Genomic DNA, 21,502 nt, shown 5'->3' on the forward strand with positions numbered 1-21,502 from the left:
CACGCGCAGCGGCCAGGATCGCGGCGTCCAGCGCCGGCGGAGGGCCCTGTTCGGCGCGTCGCCCAAGCAGGCGTGCCAGCTCGCGCTCTTCCGGGGTCAGGGGATCGTCTCGGTTCATGCGTTCAGTCCCGCACGCAGCTTGTCCATCGCATAGCGCAGCCGCGATTTCACGGTTTCCCGGCCAACGCCGGTGATCTGGCCGATCTCCTCCAGGCTCAGTTCCTGTTCCAGCCGCAGCTGCAGCACTTCACGCTGTTCTGCGGGCAGCTCTTCCATCGCCAGTTGGATGCGGCGACGTTGTTCGAATTCGGACAGTTCCGCTTCCGGGGTCTGCCCATCCTCCAGCGCAGCCAGGCGCAGATCGGCATCGGCCGGTGCAGCAGCGCGATGGCGGGCGGCGCGCCAGTGGTCGTTCAGGCGGTTGTGGGCGATGCGGAACAGCCAGGTGCTGAAGGCCGCGTCGGCCTGCCAGCCGGCCCGTGCGCTGATCACCCGTTGCCAGACGTCCTGGAACATCTCCTCGGCCAGCGCGGTGTCGCGCAGCTGCCGCAGCAGGAAGCCGAACAGGCGCTTGCGATGACGTGCATACAGGCTTTCGAACGCGTGCACGTCACCGGCGGCCCAGGCCAGCATCAAGGCTTCATCGGTTGGCAGGGCGCTGGCATCCACGCCGTACAGGGTAAGCCCTGCAGGCGGTGGCGCATAGCCGGCGATGGCGTGGGACAGGGCGACGGTCACGGCGGGAATCAGGAGAGGATCGACAGGAAAAACGCCCGACGGCACGTTTCGGGGTTACCGGGCTTCCATTGCCCCCCGGGTGGCGCGTTATGCTCGGTAATTCAGGGGAGGCGGCGCTCAGGCGGCGCCAAGAGAACGTCATTTGTCCACCGAAGCCGACCGCGCGCTGGAAGCGTCACACAACGAGCCTGTGCTGAGCGCGGCGCTGGTGCGCGCGCTTCATGCGCTGCTGCCGGAAACGGCGGTCGTGCGCGTCGGTTGGGACGATCCGCAGCTCGGCAGCGGGCAGGGCGGTTGGCCGATCGGTGGCGGCGGCGAGGACGTCTGGCAGCCGTTGGCCGACCATGCCGAGGGCCGTCATGGCTGGGAGTACGACGGCGCCCGCTTGTTGCTGTCGGTGCGCGGGGCGACACCCTCTCCGGCCTGGTGGGGGCTGGCCCGGCAGGCGATGGAGCTGGCCTTGCAGCGCGACCGCCAGGCGGGTCAGATCAAGGCGCTGGAACAGGCCGAGCGGTTGCAGCAGGCCTTGTTCCAGATTGCCGACCTGGCCGGTGCCGACCTGGAAATGGGCGAGATGCTGCGCCACGTGCATGGCGTGCTGGGCACGCTGATGTATGCGCAGAACTGCTACATCGTCGAGTATGACGATGCCCGTCGGCAGATCCGCTTCCTGTACTTCGCCGACCAGGTCGATGACTTCGTTGCCGATCCTGCACAGAGCTACGACATCGACCAGATGCCGCGCAGCCTGACCGTGGCGTTGCTGCGGCATGGCCGGCCACTGAGCGGGCCTTCGCGCGAACTGCTGGCGCGGGTAGACCAGGAGCACGACCCGCAGCGCGGCCCGGAAAGCCTGGACTGGCTGGGCGTGCCGATGCTGCGCGATGGCCGCGTGTGCGGTGCGATCGTGGTGCAGAGTTACGAGCATGCCGACCGCTACGGCGAAGCCGAACGGGCGCTGCTGGGTTTTGTTGCCCAGCACGTGCAGACCGCCATGGACCGCCGCCAGGCGCAGGTGCGGCTGGAGCAGCAGGTGGAACGGCGCACGCAGGAGCTGCAGCGCGCCAATCTCAGCCTGCAGGATGAAGTGGCCGAGCGCCGTCGTGCAGAGCAGCTGCAGACCGCGCTGTACAACATTGCCGAGATGGCGATGTCGGCCGACAGCCTGGCGCAGTTCTACGGGCAGGTGCACGGGGTGGTCGGGCGCTTGCTGGATGCGCGCAACTTCTACATCGCGCTGGTCAATGCCGAGGGCGATGGGCTGGATTTCGTTTATTCGGTAGACGAGCACAACGCCAGTCGTGCACCGCGCGCGTTCAGTCGCGGCCTGACCGAATATGTGGTTCGTCATCGGCGACCCCTGTTGGCCTCGCGTGCACAGATCGATGCGCTGCTGGAAACCGGCGAGGTGCGCGAATCCGGCGCACGTTCGCAGTGCTGGCTCGGTGTGCCGCTGCTGCGCGACGACGAAGTGGTCGGCGCGATCGTGGTGCAGAGCTATACCGAGCAGATCGCCTTCAGTGTGCATGACCAGCGCCTGCTGATTTTCGTCGCGCAGAACATCGGCACCGGTCTTGCGCGCCAGCGCGACCAGCAGCGCCTGCGCTCGGCGCATGCCGAGCTGGAAAAACGGGTGGAAGAGCGCACCCGCGAACTGGGCGAGGTCAACGAAAAGCTGCTGGGCCAGATCGGCGAACGCCTGCGCGCCGAGCAGCGCCTCACCCACCAGGCCATGCACGACGCGTTGACCGGGCTGCCCAATCGCCTGCACCTGCTGGACAGGCTGCAGGATGCGCTCGCGCTGGCCCGGCGCGAAGGCGGCCCGGTGTTCGCGGTGCTGTTCCTGGACCTTGACCGCTTCAAGCTGGTCAACGACAGCATCGGCCACGCCGCCGGCGATCGCATGCTGGTGGAAGTGGCCAAGCGCATCGTATCGATGGCGGGTGACAACGACGTGGTTGCGCGCTTGGGCGGCGATGAGTTCGCCGTGCTGCTGCAATGCCCGGACGGGCTGGCGCAGGCGCTGGATTTCGGCCAGCGGTTGTTGTTGGCACTGCAGGAGTCGATGTGGATCGCCGGTCGGGAGCTGTTTCCCTCCGGCAGCCTGGGCATCGCCCTGTGGAACCCGCGTTATCGCACCGGTGAAGAACTGCTGCGCGACGCTGATGCGGCGATGTACCGGGCCAAGGCGCAGGGCCACGACCGCTGCTCGATCTTCGACGAGGAGATGCGCGAGCAGGCGCTGCGCAGTCTGGACCTTGAGGCTGACCTGCGGCGGGCGATCAACAACCGTGATTTCGTGCCGTTCTACCAGCCGATCGTGCGCTTGTCCGATGGCGAAGTGGTTGGCCACGAGGCCCTGCTGCGCTGGAAGCATGAGCGCCGCGGCCTGCTGCTGCCGGGCGCGTTTCTGGAACTGGGCGAGGAAAGTGGCCTGATCGAACAGGTCGACTGGCTGATTTACGAGCAGGTCATTGCCGGCCTCGCCGACGGCGGGCGTGGCTATGTTTCAGTCAACGTGTCGCCACGGCATTTCCGCTCCGCCGAGTTCAGCGGACGGCTGTATGGATTGCTGGAGGCGTGCAACGCGGACCCACAGCGGCTGCGCCTGGAAATCACCGAGGTTGCACTGCTCGACGATGGTCCGCATACGCTGCACATCCTCAAGGGCCTGCGCGAACGCGGCATCCAGGTGCAGCTGGACGATTTCGGTACCGGCTTCTCGGCGCTGTCCTACCTGCACCGCTTCCCGATCAGCACGTTGAAGATCGACCAGAGCTTCATTGCCGGCCTGCACGGGCCGGAGGCGCAGAGTACGCGCGCGCTGGTGGAGGGCGTGCTGTCACTGGCCCGCACGCTGGGCATCGAGACGATCGGCGAAGGCATCGAGACCGAGGCGCAGCGTGACACGCTGTTTGAGCTCGGCTGCGACTACGGCCAGGGTTACCTGCTGGGCCGGCCGGCACCGTGGACGCGCGCGGCGGCCTGAGCCACCGCGCACGCAGTCTTCAACGCAGCGCCGCGCGGCGCTTCTCGTCGATCCACTTCGAGGCCTGGGCCGGCTGGTAGTTCTTCATCCAGGCCAGCATCTCTTCGATGTCCGAGCCGTACCACAGGTCCTGGCGCTGCTCGGGGTGCAGGAAGCGCTCTTCCACCATGCGATCGATCATGCCGATCAGCGGTGCGTAGAAGCCGTCCACGTCGAGGAACGCGCAGGGCTTGTTGCCGATGCCGAGCTGGCGCCAGGTCAGCATCTCGAAGATCTCTTCCATGGTGCCGAAGCCGCCGGGCAGGGCGACGAAGCCATCGGACAGATCGAACATGCGCGACTTGCGCTCATGCATCGAACCGACGATCTCCAGTTCGGTCAGGCCACGATGGGCCACTTCCCAGTCGGCCAGCTGGCGCGGAATCACGCCGGTGACCTCACCGCCGGCGGCGAGCACGGCATTGGCCACGGTGCCCATCAGGCCGACATTGCCGCCGCCGTACACCAGGCGCATGCCGTCGCGGGCGATGCGGTCGCCCAGCGCAATGGCCCGTTCGGTGTAGACCGGCTTGCTGCCAGCGTTGGAACCGCAGTACACACAGATCGACTTCATGGATCTTCCTGTCTTGGCCGGAAACGAAAACGCCCCGCGGTCGACCAGTGGAGCCGGTCGCAGGGCGGGGTGTCCGGGCAATTATGAGGCCTCGCCGTTGTTCTCTGTAGAGCCGGGCCATGCCCGGCGGCATTTCGTTCAGATCACCGCCAGCCCGTCAGCCTTCAGCCGGGCAGTGCCCGGCTCTACGAGGGTCTGGGGTTACGCAGCGGCAGCCTGCTCGCGGCGGGGCCCTTCACGCAGCGCGCGGCCCACCATGCCCACCAGCAGGTCCAGCTCGCTGCTGTCCATGCCGAAGTGCGGGGTGAAGCGCAGCGAGTTCTCGCCGCCGTGGATCACGTTGATGCCGTGCTGGCGCAGCCATTCCTCGGTGGAATTGGCGCCATAGCACTTGAACTGCGGGGCCAGCTCGCAGGAGAACAGCAGGCCGGTGCCCTGCACCTTGGTGATCAGGCCGCCCAGCTCGTTCTTCAGCTGCTCCAGCTTGCGCACGGCCTCAGCACCGCGCTCGGAGATCGCCGCGCGGACCTGCGGGGTCAGCTGGGCCAGGGTGGCGCAGGCCACGTCCAGCGCACGCGGGTTGCTGGTCATGGTGTTGCCGTAGATGCCCTTGCGGTACAGCTGTGCGGCGTGCTCGGTCACTGCCAGCACCGACAGCGGATACTGTGCAGCGTTCAGCGCCTTGGAATAGGTTTCCATATCCGGCGCATCCAGGCCTTCGAAGCCCGGATAGTCGACCACCGACAGCACGCCATGGGCGCGCAGGCCGGCCTGGATCGAGTCCAGCAGCAGCAGGCTGCCGTGGGCACGGGTCAGTTCGCGGGCCAGCGCATAGAACGCCGGCGGCACGGAGCGGCCCGGGTCGCCTTCGCCCATCACCGGCTCCAGGAACACCGCTTCGATGAACCAGTTGTTGTGCGCGGCATCCTCGAACACCTTGCGCAGGCAGGCTTCGTCGTACGGCGCGACGGTGATCACCGACTCCTCGCCACGGTAGCTGGCCAGGTGCTGCATGTAGGTCTTGCGGCTGGAGTCGGAATACAGCGCCGGGCGGTCGGTACGGCCGTGGAAGCTGCCCTTGATGACCACGCGCTTGATTGCCGCACCGGCGTGGCGGGCGCCCGGGTCGGTCTGCAGCTTGGCGTTGACGTCGGCGATGCGCGCGGCCAGGCCAACCGCTTCCGAACCGGAATTCAGGCACATGAAGCGCGTGAACGGACAGCCGCCACGACGGTGGCCGATCTCGGCCCGCAGCGCGGTGATGAAGCGCTGCTGGGACAGGCTGGGGGTCATGATGTTGGCCATCACCTGCGGCCGTGACATTGCCTCCATGACCGCATCGGGGGTGTGGCCGAAGCCGAGCATGCCGTAGCCGCCGGCGTCGTACAGCACCGCGCCCTTCAGGGTGACCACCCACGGGCCGCGCGCGGCCAGCGCCACGTATGGGGTCACCGCATCATCGGCGTAGAAATTGACGAAGCCGTCCTGCATGGCATCGATCTGCGCCTGCTCATCCTGTGCCAGCAGCGGCCCCAGCTCGGCCTGCACGCGCGCGAATTCGGCAGCAGCGGCATCGACTGCGGCAACCAGTTGCGGATGGTTGGCGGCGAGGGCGGTCAGGGTTGCGTCATCCAGGCCGTTGGTGAGGCGGGTGCCGGGCTGGGCGCGGAGGGGGGCGAGGCGTTCGATGAAGCTCATTGCAGATCTCCTGAAACGTTGGGTCGCACGGGCCTTCAAAAGCAAAAAGCGCGTCTTTACGCGCGCTTGGGGCGGGCTCGTGCAGCGGACTTCCTCGTCGATGCTAGCACTTGTTTTTTTGCGCGATAACCCCGCAAAAGACTGCTGCATAGCAGCATTTTGCGCGACGTTCGGGCTCGGTCGTGCCGGCTCGCAGACGCTGGACGTACAATGCGCGCCATTGTCGACCTGTTGCCGTCCACTGCCTTGAAGAAGTCCGATTTCCATTACGACCTGCCGGCCGAACTGATCGCCCAGGCCCCCTTGGCCGAACGCTCGGCGAGCCGTCTGCTGCTGGTGCCGCAGGCACCGGCTGCCTTCACCGACCTGCAGGTGCGTGACCTGCCATCGCTGCTGCAACCGGGCGACCTGCTGGTGTTCAACGACACCCGGGTGATCCCGGCGCGCCTGTTCGGGCAGAAGGCCAGCGGTGGCCGCGTGGAGATCCTGATCGAGCGCCTGCTCGGCGGCCAGCAGGCGCGGGCCCAGGTGGGTGCCAGCAAGTCGCCGAAGGCCGGCAGCCGCATCGCCCTGGATGCCGGTGGCGAAGCCGAGGTGCTGGGCCGCGACGGCGAGTTCTATGTGCTGCAGTTCCACGTGCCGGAGTCGCTGGAACAGTGGCTGCTGCACGCCGGGCGGCTGCCGTTGCCGCCCTACATCCAGCGCGAGCCGGGCGTGGATGATCGCGAGCGCTACCAGACCGTGTTCGCGCGCGAAGTGGGCGCAGTGGCGGCGCCGACTGCAGGCCTGCACTTCGACGAAGCGCTGCTGGCGGCACTGAAGGACAAGGGCGTGGATTTCGGCCACGTCACCCTGCACGTGGGCGCGGGCACCTTCCAGCCGGTGCGCGCCGACGACCTGAAGGACCACGTGATGCACCGCGAGTGGCTGAACGTGGGCGCAGAGTTGGTGCAGCAGGTGCGACGCACACGTGCGGCTGGCGGCCGGGTGATCGGCGTCGGCACGACCGTGGTGCGCGCGCTGGAAAGCGCGATGCGCGATGGCGAACTGCTGCCGTTCGCCGGCGAAACGCAGATCTTCATCACCCCGGGCTACCGGATCCGCAGCGTCGACGCGATGGTGACCAACTTCCACCTGCCGGAAAGCACGCTGCTGATGATGATCTCGGCCTTCGCCGGTAAGGAGCGGGTGTTCGAGGCCTACCAGCACGCGATCGAGCAGCGTTATCGCTTCTTCAGCTACGGCGACGCGATGCTGCTGTTCCCGCAGGCGGGGTGAGGCGCCAACCCCCGCTTGCGGTGCCTGAGGGGGGAGCCACGCATGGCGTGGATCCGCTGCCGCTGGAATCAGTAGATCCACGCCATGCGTGGATGAATCCCTCGCCGAGTCAGCCAACCCACGCCGTGCGTGAATAAGCCTGGCCGTGGGTTGGTTCCGCCGGACTGGCTCAGCCGAAATCCAACTTGCATTCGCTCAATGGGACGGACTGGCCATCCGAGATCATCAGGTGGTCACCTTCAATGCGAGCTAGACGAAGGCCCAGCGTCCTTGCCCCGACTTCTACCGCCGCTCGCCATGCATCCAGATCGCCGTGGAAGGACAGGGCTCGGAAACACTGGTCGTTCGGTGCAACTATCCGGCAGCTGTCCGATACGATGCCACCGCTGCTGACGGTGACCTCTCCAGCAGAGTCCATTAGCTCCTCGAACTGACTTGCAGCACAGCTCGTTTCGTAGTCTTCGTAGTAGACAAATTCCACGCCGGCCACAGGGTTGGTGCCTGGGGCGGTTCGATCAGATCTTTGCTCGATTTTCCCTCCAAGGGCTCTTTCCAGCACTGAGTGCTCGTTTTTCAACATCGGGGCAGGACTTCCTGGCAAGAGGGGGGAGGGCAGGGTGAAGCGGGTGCTGCGCAATCTGTCCGTCCATCCTGGGGTGACGGGAGAACGTAGCCAAGGCCGGATGCGACAGGTGTACGGCCGCGCATGCCCCACGGGCCGGTGCGTTCAGGCCTGAATGGGCGACCGGCCTAGTTTTGAGAGACAATGGGCGACTATTTGCCCGAACGACCGCTCCATGTCCCGATTGCAGTTCCAGCTCCAGACCCGTGATGGCCGCGCCCGCCGTGGCCGCCTGACCTTCCCGCGTGGCACGGTGGAAACGCCGGCCTTCATGCCGGTGGGGACCTATGGCTCGGTCAAGGGCATCCTGCCGGACCAGGTGCGGGCACTGGGCGCCGAGATCATCCTTGGCAACACGTTCCACCTGTACCTGCGCCCGGGCCTGGACATCATCGCCGACCATGGCGGCCTGCACGGCTTCTGCCGCTGGGATGGCCCGATCCTGACCGACTCCGGCGGCTTCCAGGTGTTCTCGCTGGCCCACCGCCGCAAGATCACCGAGCAGGGCGTGACCTTCGCCTCACCGACCGACGGTGCCCGGGTGTTCCTGGGCCCGGAAGAGAGCATGAAGATCCAGAAGGTGCTCGATTCGGACGTGGTGATGATCTTCGACGAGTGCACGCCGTACCCGGCCACCGAGGACGTCGCCCGCCGCTCGATGGAGCTGAGCCTGCGCTGGGCCCAGCGCAGCCGCAACGCGCATGACGAGCTCGGCAATGACGCGGCCCTGTTCGGCATTGTCCAGGGCGGGGTGCACACCGATCTGCGCAGCCGTTCGGCCGAGGCCCTGCAGGGGATCGGCTTCGACGGCTATGCCATCGGCGGCCTGGCCGTGGGTGAGCCGGAAGACGAGCGCAACGCCATGCTCGACCATCTGGACCCCGAGCTGCCCGCCGACCGGCCGCGCTACCTGATGGGCGTGGGCCGCCCCGAGGACCTGGTCGAGGGTGTCGCACGTGGCGTGGACATGTTCGATTGCGTGATGCCGACCCGGAATGCGCGCAACGGCCACTATTTCACCTCGTTCGGCACCGTTCGCATCCGCAATTCACAGTACGCGCGGGACATGGACCCGATCGAGCCGGGCTGTGGCTGCGTGGCCTGCGCCGGCGGCTATACCCGCTCGTACCTGCGTCATCTGGACCGCTGCAACGAGATGCTGGCGCCGATGCTGGGCACCCAGCACAACCTCTTCTATTACGAAAAACTCATGGCCGACATCCGCGCGGCCATCGAGGCGGGAACCTTCCTGGCCTTCCGCGAGTCCTTCTACGCAGCACGCGGGGCGGTAGCGCCGCCCCTGTAAACCCGCAGCACCCCCTGCCAAACGGCCCAAGGACGAATGCCCGGGGCCGTGGCATACTTCAAGGCTGACCCAGATCCGCGGTCGACACCTCGTGCCCGTGAAACGGCCGAAGCGCCGCCCAACCAAAGGACCAACGATGAACCTGCTTGCCTTCCTGATTCCCGCCGCCCACGCCCAGGCCGCCGGCGGCCAACCGCAGGGCATGGGCCTGACCACGCTGCTGTTCCCGATCATCCTGATCGCCATCATGTACTTCCTGATGATCCGCCCGCAGATGAAGCGGCAGAAGGAGCACAAGGCCATGCTGGAGAAGATCAAGCGCGGCGACGAAGTGCTGACCAACGGCGGCATCGCCGGCAAGGTCACCGATATCGGCGACAACTTCGTCACCGTCGAAGTGGCCGAGAACGTGCGCATCCGCGTGCAGAAGGGCGCTGTCGGTAGCGTGCTGCCGACCGGCACCCTGGATTCGGCCAAGTAAGCCACTCCCTTTCTGAAGCACAACCGCGGCGCCGGGGATGGCGCCGCGCGGGACCCAAGCAATGCTCGAATTTCCACGCTGGAAGTACGTCGTCATCGTGATCGTACTGGCGCTCAGCGCGCTGTACGCACTGCCCAACATCTACCAGAAGGACCCGGCCATCCAGATCACCGCCAACCGTGGCGGCCAGGTCGACGATGCGCTGCGTGACCGTGTGCTGGCCGATCTGAAGAAGGCCGGTGTCACCACGCTCGGCGCAGAGAAGGAAGGGGACAGCCTGATCGTCCGCCTGTCGGACCTGAAGTCGCAGTCCGCTGCCAGCGATGCGCTGCGTGACAGCGTGGGCGAGAACTACACGGTGGCCCTGAACCTGGCCTCGACCGTGCCGGACTGGCTGGCCAAGCTCGGCGGTCGCCCGATGGTGCTGGGCCTGGACCTGCAGGGCGGCGTGCACTTCGTGCTGCAGGTCGACCAGAAGGCCGCGCTGGACAAGCGCCTGGATGCCTACACCGAAGACGTGCGCAGCACCCTGCGTGATGCGCGCATCGCCTACCAGTCGGTGGAGCGTCGTGCCGACAACACCATCGTCGCCAACCTGAGCCCGTCGGCCGGCGAAGATGCCGGTACCCGTGCGCGCGCCGCGCTGGCCAAGGCGCAGCCGACGCTCGGCTACGACGTCAGCGGCAACCGCATCACGGTCTCCATTCCGGAAGCCGAGATCGCGCAGATCGCCAACGGCGCCATCGAGCAGAACATCAACACCCTGCGCAACCGCGTGAACCAGCTCGGCGTGTCCGAGCCGATCATCCAGCGCCAGGGCGCCGACCGCGTGGTGGTGCAGCTGCCGGGCGTGCAGGACACGGCCGAAGCCAAGCGCATGATCGGTGCCACCGCCACCCTGGAATATCGGGCGGTTGTGGATGGCAACGCGCAGGACGCCATCGCGTCGGGTCGTATCCCGCCGGAAGCCAAGGTCTACCAGCGCCGTGACAACGGCGGTCCGGTGCTGCTGAACAAGCGCGTGATCGTCACCGGTGACCAGATGGTGGCCGCGCAGGCGGTGACCGACTCCACCAGTGGCACCCCGGCAGTCAGCGTGACGCTGAACAATGTCGGTGGCCAGCGCATGTTCGACTTCACCAGCGCCAACGTGAACAAGCCGATGGCGGTGGTGTACACCGAGCGCGTGCCGACCGTGACCGTGGTTGACGGCCAGGAAGTGCGTGGCTTCAAGGTCAACGAGGAAGTGATCTCGGTGGCCAACATCAACGGCGTGTTCGGCAAGAACTTCCAGACCACCGGTCTGCAGAAGAAGGAAGCCGAAGACCTGGCCAAGCTGCTGAAGTCGGGCTCGCTGGCCGCGCCGATGGACTTTGTTGAAGAGCGCGTGGTCGGCCCGAGCCTGGGCGCGGAGAACGTCAAGAACGGCATCACCGCGGTGGTCTACGCGTTCATGTTCACCCTGGTGTTCTTCACCATCTACTACCGCATGTTCGGCCTGATCACCTCGGTCGCGATGCTGTTCAACCTGTTGATCGTGGTGGCGGTGATGTCGCTGTTCGGCGCGACCATGACCCTGCCGGGCTTTGCCGGCCTGGCGTTGTCGGTCGGCCTGTCGGTCGACGCCAACGTGCTGATCAACGAACGTATCCGTGAAGAGCTGCGTGCCGGCGTGCCGGGCAAGACCGCGATCGTGACCGGTTACGAGCGGGCATCGGGCACCATCCTCGACGCCAACCTGACCGGCCTGATCGTCGGTGTGGCGCTGTTCGCATTCGGTACCGGTCCGCTGAAGGGCTTCGCGCTGACCATGATCATCGGTATTTTCGCTTCCATGTTCACCGCGATCACCGTATCGCGTGCACTGGCGACGCTGATCTACGGCCGTCGCAAGAAGCTCCAGAACGTGGCCATCTGACGGGACGACACGCACATGAAACTGTTTCCGCTGCACATCCTCCCGAACGATACCAAGATCGACTTCATGCGCTGGCGCCATGTCGCGATGGTCGTCACGATCATCGTGTTCCTGGCATCGATCGGCATCATCGGCTTCAAGGGCTTCAACTACGCTCTGGACTTCACCGGCGGCACCCTGATCGAAGCCCGCTTCGAACACGCGGTGGACGTCGAGGATGTCCGCAGCAAGCTTGAGCAGAACGGCTTCGACGGCGCCCAGGTACAGAGCGTCGGTGGCAACACCGACCTGCTGATCCGCCTGGCCCCGCACGGTGAACATGCTCCGGGTACCGGTGGCGCCTCTGCCGAGGACAAGGCCACTGCTGCGGCCGTGGTCAAGGCGGTTTCTTCGGCGGACAACCAGGCCACCGTGCTGCGCAACGAGTTCGTTGGTCCGCAGATCGGCAAGGACCTGGCGATGAATGGCCTGTACGCCACCATCTTCATGCTGGCCGGCTTCCTGATCTACATCGCGGTGCGCTTCGAATGGAAGTTCGCGGTTACCGCCAGCATCGTGGCCATGTTCGACCTGATCGTGACGGTGGCCTACGTGTCGCTGCTCGGCCGTGAGTTCGACCTGACCGTGCTGGCCGGCCTGCTGTCGGTGATGGGTTTTGCGATCAACGACATCATCGTGGTGTTCGACCGTGTCCGCGAGAACTTCCGCAGCCTGCGCGTGGAGCCGATGGAAGTGCTGAACCGTTCGATCAACCAGACGCTGTCGCGTACGGTGATCACCGCGGTGATGTTCTTCCTGTCCGCGCTGGCCCTGTACATGTACGGCGGCAGCTCGATGGAAGGTCTGGCCGAGACGCACATGATCGGTGCGGTGATCGTGGTGCTGTCCTCGATCCTGGTCGCGGTGCCGATGCTGACCGTGGGTGCCCTGCGCGTGACCAAGCAGGATCTGCTGCCCAAGGCCAAGGACATCGAAGCCCTGGAGCGTCGTCCGTAAGCCTCTGCTGCACGCAGTACACAGAGAACCCCGCGCAAGCGGGGTTTTTTGTTGACAGGGCTTGCAGCCCTGCACCTGCTGCAATCAACGGCAACGTCAAAAGCCGGAGCGGCATTCCGTGGGATGGCGGGGCACTGTGGGTTTGCGGGGACGCCGTAAACCCATCCATGGGGGCTTGGTCGCCGCATCCATGCGGCTCACACCCCGCAAACCCACAGTGCCCCGCCTTCGACAGTTGGCCGGCGGCCAGTAGATCCACGCCATGCGTGGATGAAATCTGTCAGACATCGAAACAATTCTGGGGTCAGATCCGTTTTCCTTCGGAAAACGGATCTGACCCCAAGAGCTGTTCCGACAGATCGCGGAAGACTGTCGAAGGCGGGGTGGGTCCGGTTGCGGGGGTGTCCGCGGCATGGATGCCGCGGCCAAGCCTACAGGGACGTATTTACGGCGTCCCCCGCAACCGGACCCACCCCGCCATCCCTCAGTACCCCAGCTTTTGACGTTGCTTCGGCCGTTGTCGTTGCCTCTGCAGGTGCAGGGTGCAACCCTGCAGAACACCACCACCCTACGGCAGCGTCGGTTGTGCAATCGGCCCCTGCGCACTACGATCCTGCGGTTCGCGCGCACACGCGTGCCCGTATTCCTGCTGAGCGCCCTGTGCGCCGCATCTGCCAACCCGAGGTCTTCATGGTCATCAAACCGCGCGTCCGCGGCTTCATCTGCGTCACCACCCACCCGACCGGCTGCGACGCCGCCGTCAAGCAGCAGATCGACTACATCCGTGCGCGCCCGCCGATCCAGAACGGCCCCAAGCGCGTGCTGGTGATCGGCGCCTCGACCGGCTACGGCCTGGCCGCGCGCATCACTGCAGCCTTCGGTAGTGGCGCTGCAACCCTGGGTATCTTCTTCGAGCGCCCGGGCAGTGAAACCAAGCCGGGCACGGCGGGCTGGTACAACTCCGCGGCGTTCCACAAGTACGCCGACGAAGCAGGCCTGTATGCCAAGAGCATCAACGGCGATGCGTTCTCCGACGAGGTGAAGGCGAAGACCATCGAGATGATCAAAGCCGATCTCGGCCAGGTCGATCAGGTGGTCTACAGCCTGGCTGCGCCGCGCCGCAAGCACCCCAAGACCGGTGAGATCATCAGCTCCACGCTGAAGCCGATCGGCGAGCCGATCACCCTGCGTGGTCTGGATACCGACAAGGAAGTGCTGACCGAAACCCACCTGCAGCCGGCGACTCCGGAAGAAATCGCCGGCACCGTCGCGGTGATGGGCGGTGAGGACTGGCAGATGTGGATCGACGCGCTGGCCGATGCCGGCGTGCTGGCCAATGGTTGCACCACCACGGCCTTCACCTACGTGGGCGAAGAGATCACCCAGGCGATCTACTGGAATGGCTCCATCGGTGCCGCCAAGAAGGATCTGGACGACAAGGTGCTGGGCCTGCGCGAGAAGCTGGCCAGGATCGGCGGCGATGCGCGCGTGTCGGTGCTGAAGGCAGTGGTGACCCAGGCCAGCTCGGCCATTCCGACCATGCCGCTGTACCTGTCGCTGCTGTTCAAGGTGATGAAGGCGAAGGGCACCCACGAAGGCTGCATCGAGCAGCTCGACGTGCTGTACGACATTCTGTACGGCGCCAAGGTCGATGGCGTGGCGGTCGATCGCCTGCGCCACGATCTGGTCGACGGCGATGGCCACACCGTCGCGCTGATCGATGAAGAAGGTCGCCTGCGCGCCGACTACAAGGAAATGACGGCCGACGTGCAGGGTGAGGTGCTGGCGCTGTGGCCGCAGGTGACCAACGAGAACCTGTACGAGATCAGCGATCTGGCCGGCTACAAGGCCGATTTCCTGCGTCTGTTCGGTTTCGGTGTCGAAGGCGTCGACTACGAAGCCGACGTCAACCCGGACGTGAAGATCGCCAATCTGGTCGATCTGACCTGATTGAAAAAGGCCGGCGCAAGCCGGCCTTCTTGATTATGTAGAGCCGAGCCATGCTCGGCTGCTCTTCGCTTGGACCCTGCAGCCGAGCATGGCTCGGCTCTACAGAGAGGCGTCAGCCGAACTCGAAGTTCATCGCCGGCGCTGCAGGGCCGACGAAATCGCCCTGCACGTAATCCACGCCGGCACTGAACAGCAGTGTCATCGAGTTGGCGTCGCTGACGAACTCGGCCATGGTGCGGATGCCGGCTTCCTGCGCGCGTGCGGTGATCTGGCTGACCCGGTCAATGTTCTCGCGGGTGGCGGCCAGGTCGCTGGTGAAGCCGCGATCAAGCTTGAGGAACTGCGGCTGGAAGTGGGCCAGCAGCTGGAACGAATCGAGGCCCGAGCCGAACTGCTCCAGACCGATCCGGCAGCCGAGCGGTGCCACTTCCGCCAGGAACTGCTGGGCGCTGCGCAGGTGCGTGAATACCTTTGACTCCGGCGCATGCAGCCACAGGCGTTCGCCCGGTACGCCGTGTGCCTGCAATTGCTGGCGCAGCGTGGCGATCATCTTCGGATCGTCGAACGATTCCGGCGTGACCTTCACCAGCATCTGCGTCGGATGACCCTCGCGCGCACGCGCGCCCAGTACCGCGATCGCCTGCGAGACGACCCAGCGGTTGATGTCCGCCAGCAGGCCGTGTTCTTCGGCAATGCCGAGGAAGGCGGTCGGGCTCAGCAACTCTCCGTTGTGTTCCAGCCGCAGGTAGGCTTCATACAGCTCCAGCGACTCGCCCTGCAGGTTCAGCACCGGCTGGTAATGCAGCTGGAAGCCATCGCCTGCCAAGGCCTCGCGGATACGCGCGACCCAGCGCTGCACGCGCTCTTCTTCTACGCGATCGACAGCGGCCGGGTCGAAGATGCGGCAGGTATTGCCGAGCGCGGCAGCGGCCTGTGTACATTCACTGGCGCGCGCCAGCACCTGGCCGATGCTGGCGATCTTCTCGCCCACCTGCACCCCGCCAATGCTGACGGTCACCGTGGCCGAGCGCGCGCCGATGCTGAAGACGTGCGCGGCGTAGGCTTCGCGGATTCGCTCGGCCAGTGCCACGGTCTGTGCATAGGGACCGGACTGCAGCACGGCGAAACTGTGTTCGCCGAAGCGGGCCAGTTGCGCATCCTCGCCAACGACCTCGGCCAGCAAGGCGGCGAGGGCGCCGATCAGGGCGTCGGCCGAGGCCAGTCCAATATCGGGGATCAGGCGCGCGTAATGATCCGGTTCGACCATCAGCAGGCCGAACTGCCCCTCGCTGCGCCCGGCCTGTGCAACCGCGTCCTCGACCTGCAGCATGAAGGTCGGGCGGTTGAGCAGGCCGGTGACCTGGTCGCGCTGGCGCAGGTCTTCGACCTCGCGTGCCAGCTCCGGGTCGAATTCCATGCGCCGGCGGAACACCACCTGCAGGCAGGATTCGCCCTCGTAGGTGGCTGCGGTGAACTCCATCGTCGCCGGGAAAGCGTTGCCGTCCTGGTGGCGGGCGTCGAGCTGGTACTGCGGTGGTGGCGCTTCGCCGCGGCTGAGTGACTTCAGCAGCTGCTTGAAATCATCCACGTGCTGGGCGGCGACCATGTCCAGCAGCGAGATGCCTTCGACCTCCTCGAAATCCTCGTAACCGAACATCTCCAGGTAGGCATCGTTGGCGCGGATGTGCATGCCTTCGTGGACATAGGCAATCGGTTCACGCGACGAGGCGATCAGCGCGTCGCAGCGACGCTCGGTCTCGCGCATCTGCGCTTCGATCCGGCGCAGGCCGCGGCGTGCCTGCAGGTCGACCCACTGGTCGCGGACCACCGCCAGCAGGTGTTCGGCGCGCTGGCGCAGGGCGAGGGCGCGAACCCCGTTGCTGCTGGCCTGTACCAGTTCGTCCTCGTCGATGCGCTCGGCCAGCAGCACCAGCGGGATGTCCTTGCCGCTGGCGGCGATGTGCTGGGCCACCAGTGGCAGCGGGATGCTCTGCGAGGGCGCCGCCAGCACCAGGTCGATCGCCTGGCTGGCCAGTACCTGCGACAGCTCGGCCGAGTCCTGCGGGCGCCATGGGCGCACGGCGATGCCGCTGTTGCGCAGGGTGCTGACGATGGCTTCGGCGTTCTCGCCGCTGTCATCGACGATCAGCAGGCGGATGGTGATGTCGTTCGCGTTCTGCATGCACTGCTCCCCAATCTGCAAATCTAGATACACGATGCGTGGCGGCGCGTCCATGCGCGCAACGCTTGCGTGCCCGGAACGGCGATGCGGTTCACACCACGCAGCCGGCTGCGTGCCCGCTGGCCCAGGCCCACTGGAAGTTGTAGCCGCCCAGCCAGCCGGTCACGTCCAGCACCTCGCCGACGAAATGCAGGCCGGGCACGCGCTTGGATTCCAGCGTTGACGAAGAGACTTCGTTGGTGTCGATACCGCCAAGGGTGACTTCGGCGGTGCGGTAGCCCTCGGTGCCGCTGGCCACCAGCGGGAATGCTGAAAGCACCTGTGCTGCCTTGCGCAGGTCCGGCTCGTCCAGCTGGCGCACCGGGCGGTCGGGCAGCCAGTGCTCGCACAGGCGCTGCGCCAGTCGTTTGGGCAGCACATCGCCCAGCACTGTACGCAGTTCCGCGGCGGGGCGTTCGCGCTTCATCTGGCGCAGCCATCCGGCGGCATCCTGGCCGGGCAGCAGATCCAGCGACACCGCGTCACCGGGTTGCCAGAACGAGGAAATCTGCAGGATGGCCGGGCCACTGACGCCACGATGGGTCAGCAGCATGAAGTTGCGGAAGCTGGTGCCGTTGCAGCTCGCCTCGACCGGCAGGGCGACGCCGCTGAGCTCGGCCAGGCGCTCCTGGTGGGTGCCGCTGAGTGTCAACGGCACCAGGCCGGCGCGCGTCGGCAGCAACTGGTGGCCGAACTGGCGCGCGATCTCATAGCCGAACCCGGTTGCACCGAGGCTGGGAATGGACAGGCCGCCGGTGGCGACCACCAGCGAGGCGCAATGGAACAGGCCGTGCGTGGTGTGCACGCGGAAGCCGTCAGTGCCGTGCTCGATGCGCTCCACGCTGCACTGCGTGCGGATCTGCACGCCGGCCTGCTGGCACTCGTCCACCAGCATCTTCACGATCTGCTTGGACGAGACATCGCAGAACAGCTGGCCCAGCTCTTTTTCGTGATAGGCGATGCCGTGGCGCTCGACCATCTCGATGAAGTGGTAGGGCGAGTAACGCGCCAGCGCCGACTTGCAGAAATGCGGATTGGCCGACAGGAAGTTGGCCGGGGTGGTGCCGGTGTTGGTGAAGTTGCAGCGGCCACCGCCGGACATCAGGATCTTCTTGCCGATCTTGTTGGCGTGGTCGATCACCTGCACATGCCGGCCTCGCTGGCCCGCCGTGATCGCGGTCATCAGCCCGGCTGCGCCGGCACCGATCACCAGCACGTCGCAGCGGATCGTGCTCATGCCTTGGCGCGCTTGCGCCAGTTGGGGATCACGTCCAGCTGCATCTGATCGTTGAGCAGTTGCACTTCGGCGTCCTGGATCAGCACGCTCCAGCGCATCGCACGCTGGATCTGCTGGCCCCACAGGTCGACGAATCCGCCGTCCAGGTCAACCACCGACAGGTTGTCGAAGCGGGCCAGGCCCTTGCCCTGTTTCTGCCACCAGATGTCCGACGCATTGCCACCGTAGTTGACCACCTGCACCTGTCGGCTGCGGTTGCTGGCCTTGCGGATGCGCGACTCGTCCGGATGGCCGAGGTCGATCCACTGCAGGATGTCGCCGGTGTAGTCGTGTTCCCACAGGTCCGGCTCGTCATCGGTGCTCAGGCCGCGGCCGAACTCCAGGCGGTCGCCAGCGTTCAGCGCGAAGGCGAGCAGGCGCACCATCAGGCGTTCGTCGGTTTCAGACGGATGCTGGGCCAGGGTCAGGTTGTGGGTCGCGTAGTAGCCGCGATCCATGTCGCTGATCTGCAGTTCGGCCTTGCGGATGGTGGCGGTGAGGGCCATGAAGATCCAGAGGGGTAAAGACCGTCAATGATAGAGGTTTGCCCCGGGGGTGTCCGGTATGGGGGTGTCGGCAGGGCGTGATCGGTGGCACGCTGGCCGTCCTGATTCTTCCGGCTTGCCCTGTCGTATGTCCCGTTCACGTCCGTGCCGCCTGCAGATCTTCGGCATCGCGACCACGCCATGACCACGCCCAGTCGACTGCAGCTGCCGCCCGGTAACTGGGTTTCCCTGCTGGAGGGGCTGTGCGCGCGCTTCCCGCGCATCGATCGGTTGCAATGGGAGAGTCGCTTCGCGCGAGGCCGGGTGCAGGACGCGCAGGGCAGGGCGCTGGCAGCGGACATGCCGTGGCAGGTGGGGCTGGAGATCCGCTACTTCCGTGAAGTGGCTGACGAGCCGGTGATTCCCGTCGTGGAGACCATCCTGCATCACGACGCGCACCTGCTGGTGGCTGACAAACCGCACTTCCTGCCGACCGCGCCTGCCGGTGCCTTCGTGCGCGAAACCCTGTTGGCGCGCCTGATCGAGCGCACCGGCAACACCGAGCTGGTGCCGTTGCATCGGCTGGACCGGCTGACGGCCGGCCTGGTGTTGTTCTCCACCCGGCCGGAGACGCGCGACGCCTACCAGCGCCTGTTCCGTGAGCGCCGCATCGAGAAGACTTACGAGGCGCTGGCACAGGCCTTGCCCGATCTGCGGTTTCCGCTGGAGCGGCACAGCCGGCTGCAGCCAGGGGAGCCGTTCTTCCGTATGGTCGAAGGTCCCGGCGAACCGAATGCGCGGACCCGTATCGAGGTCATCGATGCGCACGGCCCGGTCTGGCGCTACCGGCTTGTGCCGGAATCCGGACGCAAGCATCAGCTGCGCGTCCATATGGCTGCGCTCGGCGCGCCGATCCTGGGCGACGGGTTCTACCCGCAGCTGCAGGACCGGCCGCAGGGTGAGGGCGAGCCGCCGTTGCAGCTGCTGGCGCAGGCACTGGCCTTTGATGATCCGCTGACGGGCCAGCGGCGCAGCTTCCGCAGTGCGCGCACCTTGAGCGTTTCCGGCTGAGGTACAGCTGGACTCACCTGTTCGGGCGGCGCGCCAGCCAGCGGTCCAGCTCGGCAGCGAACAGCTGGCGGTCGCGCGCGCCGAGCGGCGGTGGTCCACCAGTCTGCACGCCCGAGCCACGCAGCTCTTCCATGAAATTGCGCATCGACAGCCGCTCGGCCATGTTGTTGGGGGTGTACAGCTGGCCACGCGGGTTCAGGGCCACCCCCTTCTTCTCCAGCACCAGGGCGGCCAGCGGGATGTCCTGGGTGACCACCAGGTCGCCGGCGGCCACCCGTTCGACAATGGCGCTGTCGGCCACGTCCAGTCCCTGCGGCACCTGGATCGAGCGCAGCCAGCGCGAGGGTGGGGTGCGGATCCACTGGTTGGCGACCAGGGTCAGTTCCACCCCGACCCGTTCAGCTGCGCGGAACAGGATGTCGCGAATGACGACGGGGCAGGCGTCTGCGTCCACCCAGATGCGGGGGAGCAGGGGTTCAGCTCGGGTTTCAGCTTCAGTCATTTACCCAGTGTAGGGTAGGAAAAACCTGAATGGGGGCCCGGGTTTAGCCTCGATCTGGTGCAACCCCTTGCCCTGTCTGGGGGTCGGCCGTTTGTCGCTGAATATCAGGGCTATCGCTTTTTGCTCAAAACACGCGTATCGTCTGGCCCACTGTGTTTGCTAGGGTCACCGTGAATCGTGGCCTGGTGCAGTTGATCTCACGATCCGCTCATCGATCCGCTTTACCAACGCCTGCAACTCAGTCTCGGCCCCGATACCCGGTGGCTGCGATTTTTTTCAACATGTGTTTCAGGAGTTAGTAAATATGTCTGATCGTCAGACCGGCACTGTCAAGTGGTTCAACGACGCCAAGGGCTTCGGCTTCATCACCCCGGAAAGCGGCCCGGACCTGTTCGTGCATTTCCGCGCGATCCAGGGCACCGGCTTCAAGACCCTGCAGGAAGGCCAGAAGGTTACCTTCGTCGCCGTCCAGGGTCAGAAGGGTATGCAGGCTGACCAGGTGCAGGCGGTCTAATCCGTCTGCTACCGTTTGGTAGCCAGAACGCCGGGAGCGAAAGCTCCCGGCGTTTTTCGTTATGGGCTTCTTGCAGCGTCGAGCCAGGCCCGGCTCTACAAAGGGCATGCACCCGGCACGGTACGATGCGGTCCTCCCCAAGGATCGTCCCCATGCGCATCGTCCATCATCTGGAAAACTCCCGTTCGCTGCGTGTGCTGTGGATGCTGGAGGAGCTGGAGCTGGACTACGAGCTTCGCCGCTACCCGCGCGACCCGAAGACGATGCTGGCGCCGCCGGAACTGCGTCAGGTGCACCCGCTGGGCAAGGCCCCGGTGCTGCAGGATGGTGAGCTGATCCTCGCCGAATCCGGCGCCATTCTCGACTACCTGGCTGACCGTTACGACGTGCATCGCCAGCTGTCGCCGTCGCCGGTACCGGCCGACGGCAAGGAGCGCATCGATTACCGCTACTGGCTGCACTATGCCGAAGGCTCGGCGATGCCGCCGATGCTGCTGACCTTGGTGATGAGCCGCATCCGCAGCGCGCCGATGCCGTTCTTCGCGCGGCCGATCGCCCGCAGCATCGCCGACAAGGCTGAGCGCGGTTTCGTCGGCCCGCAACGACGCCTGCATCTGGACTGGATGGAGCGGCGCCTGGCCGAAAGCCCGTGGTTTGCCGGCGAGCGCTTCACCGCCGCGGACATCCAGATGAGCTTCCCGATCCAGGCAGCGGCCGCACGCGGCGGCGGACTGGACGACAAGCCGGCATTGCGTGGCTTCCTCAAGCGCATCGGCGAGCGTCCGGCCTACCAGCGTGCCGAGGCGCACGGTGGGGCATTGCAGGCCCTGCGCGGCGATTGAGG

Annotated in this window: 18 protein-coding genes; 10 read left to right on the forward strand and 8 right to left on the reverse strand. The window is 65.9% G+C overall.

Features of this window, described 5'->3' with window-relative positions; all coding sequences use genetic code 11:
• Positions 1–114: 114 nt before the first annotated feature.
• Positions 115–633 (reverse strand): RNA polymerase sigma factor, encoded by a 519-nt coding sequence (locus AC27VL_RS05030; protein WP_488765823.1) that lies wholly within the window; start codon positions 631–633, stop codon positions 115–117.
• A gap of 247 nt (positions 634–880) precedes the next feature.
• Between AC27VL_RS05030 and AC27VL_RS05035 the strand changes: the two genes are divergently transcribed.
• Complete coding sequence (locus AC27VL_RS05035) at positions 881–3,727, forward strand: bifunctional diguanylate cyclase/phosphodiesterase (protein ID WP_100552289.1); 2,847 nt, start codon at positions 881–883, stop codon at positions 3,725–3,727.
• 19 nt (positions 3,728–3,746) lie between these two features.
• Here AC27VL_RS05035 and AC27VL_RS05040 read toward each other — a convergent pair whose 3' ends face one another.
• Positions 3,747–4,340 (reverse strand): LOG family protein, encoded by a 594-nt coding sequence (locus tag AC27VL_RS05040; RefSeq protein WP_025875132.1) that lies wholly within the window; start codon positions 4,338–4,340, stop codon positions 3,747–3,749.
• Between the two features lie 201 nt (positions 4,341–4,541).
• Positions 4,542–6,038 carry an aminotransferase class III-fold pyridoxal phosphate-dependent enzyme gene (locus AC27VL_RS05045; protein WP_488765706.1) on the reverse strand — a complete coding sequence of 499 codons (1,497 nt, stop codon included), beginning with the start codon at positions 6,036–6,038 and terminating at the stop codon, positions 4,542–4,544.
• A gap of 246 nt (positions 6,039–6,284) precedes the next feature.
• On the opposite strand from AC27VL_RS05045, the gene queA reads away from it, so the two are divergent.
• Positions 6,285–7,316 (forward strand): tRNA preQ1(34) S-adenosylmethionine ribosyltransferase-isomerase QueA, encoded by a 1,032-nt coding sequence (gene queA / locus AC27VL_RS05050; protein ID WP_483024333.1) that lies wholly within the window; start codon positions 6,285–6,287, stop codon positions 7,314–7,316.
• Positions 7,317–7,485: 169 nt separating this feature from the next.
• On the opposite strand, the gene AC27VL_RS05055 is transcribed toward queA, so the two are convergent.
• Positions 7,486–7,896: a hypothetical protein gene (locus AC27VL_RS05055; protein WP_488765707.1), complete on the reverse strand. Its 411-nt coding sequence runs from the start codon at positions 7,894–7,896 to the stop codon at positions 7,486–7,488.
• A 217-nt stretch (positions 7,897–8,113) separates the two neighbouring features.
• Between AC27VL_RS05055 and tgt the strand changes: the two genes are divergently transcribed.
• The 5 genes from tgt to fabV all read left to right on the forward strand — a co-directional run bounded on the left by tgt (position 8,114) and on the right by fabV (position 14,589).
• On the forward strand, positions 8,114–9,244 hold the full coding sequence (gene tgt, locus AC27VL_RS05060; RefSeq protein WP_025875126.1) for a tRNA guanosine(34) transglycosylase Tgt: 1,131 nt from the start codon (positions 8,114–8,116) through the stop codon (positions 9,242–9,244).
• A 136-nt stretch (positions 9,245–9,380) separates the two neighbouring features.
• A complete protein-coding gene (gene yajC, locus AC27VL_RS05065; protein WP_025875124.1) occupies positions 9,381–9,725 on the forward strand; it encodes a preprotein translocase subunit YajC in 345 nt (114 codons plus the stop codon).
• 61 nt (positions 9,726–9,786) lie between these two features.
• Complete coding sequence (gene secD, locus AC27VL_RS05070) at positions 9,787–11,643, forward strand: protein translocase subunit SecD (RefSeq protein WP_089240486.1); 1,857 nt, start codon at positions 9,787–9,789, stop codon at positions 11,641–11,643.
• Positions 11,644–11,658: 15 nt separating this feature from the next.
• Complete coding sequence (gene secF / locus AC27VL_RS05075) at positions 11,659–12,639, forward strand: protein translocase subunit SecF (RefSeq protein WP_100552292.1); 981 nt, start codon at positions 11,659–11,661, stop codon at positions 12,637–12,639.
• A 690-nt stretch (positions 12,640–13,329) separates the two neighbouring features.
• Positions 13,330–14,589, forward strand: a complete 1,260-nt coding sequence (fabV, locus tag AC27VL_RS05080; RefSeq protein WP_488765708.1) for an enoyl-ACP reductase FabV — start codon at positions 13,330–13,332, stop codon at positions 14,587–14,589.
• 112 nt (positions 14,590–14,701) lie between these two features.
• Here fabV and AC27VL_RS05085 read toward each other — a convergent pair whose 3' ends face one another.
• The 3 genes from AC27VL_RS05085 to AC27VL_RS05095 all read right to left on the reverse strand — a co-directional run bounded on the left by AC27VL_RS05085 (position 14,702) and on the right by AC27VL_RS05095 (position 18,592).
• Positions 14,702–16,771, reverse strand: a complete 2,070-nt coding sequence (locus AC27VL_RS05085; RefSeq protein WP_191078901.1) for an EAL domain-containing response regulator — start codon at positions 16,769–16,771, stop codon at positions 14,702–14,704.
• Positions 16,772–16,862: 91 nt separating this feature from the next.
• Entirely contained in the window at positions 16,863–18,047 is a 1,185-nt protein-coding gene (locus AC27VL_RS05090; protein WP_488765709.1) for a BaiN/RdsA family NAD(P)/FAD-dependent oxidoreductase, read from the reverse strand.
• A complete protein-coding gene (locus AC27VL_RS05095; RefSeq protein ID WP_025875114.1) occupies positions 18,044–18,592 on the reverse strand; it encodes a YaeQ family protein in 549 nt (182 codons plus the stop codon). The genes AC27VL_RS05090 and AC27VL_RS05095 overlap by 4 nt, the downstream gene beginning before the upstream one ends.
• Before the next feature lie 180 nt (positions 18,593–18,772).
• Here AC27VL_RS05095 and AC27VL_RS05100 point away from each other — a divergent pair, with 180 nt between their 5' ends.
• A complete protein-coding gene (locus AC27VL_RS05100) occupies positions 18,773–19,642 on the forward strand; it encodes a pseudouridine synthase (RefSeq protein ID WP_100552294.1) in 870 nt (289 codons plus the stop codon).
• 13 nt (positions 19,643–19,655) lie between these two features.
• On the opposite strand, the gene AC27VL_RS05105 is transcribed toward AC27VL_RS05100, so the two are convergent.
• Positions 19,656–20,144 (reverse strand): YaiI/YqxD family protein, encoded by a 489-nt coding sequence (locus tag AC27VL_RS05105; RefSeq protein ID WP_049466875.1) that lies wholly within the window; start codon positions 20,142–20,144, stop codon positions 19,656–19,658.
• 304 nt (positions 20,145–20,448) lie between these two features.
• Here AC27VL_RS05105 and AC27VL_RS05110 point away from each other — a divergent pair, with 304 nt between their 5' ends.
• Together AC27VL_RS05110 and AC27VL_RS05115 are read left to right on the forward strand one after the other, a co-directional pair.
• Complete coding sequence (locus tag AC27VL_RS05110; RefSeq protein ID WP_025875108.1) at positions 20,449–20,658, forward strand: cold-shock protein; 210 nt, start codon at positions 20,449–20,451, stop codon at positions 20,656–20,658.
• Between the two features lie 152 nt (positions 20,659–20,810).
• Positions 20,811–21,500 carry a glutathione S-transferase gene (locus AC27VL_RS05115; protein ID WP_488765710.1) on the forward strand — a complete coding sequence of 230 codons (690 nt, stop codon included), beginning with the start codon at positions 20,811–20,813 and terminating at the stop codon, positions 21,498–21,500.
• Positions 21,501–21,502: the final 2 nt, after the last annotated feature.

Source organism: Stenotrophomonas sp. 14P6.2.3, assembly GCF_057799055.1.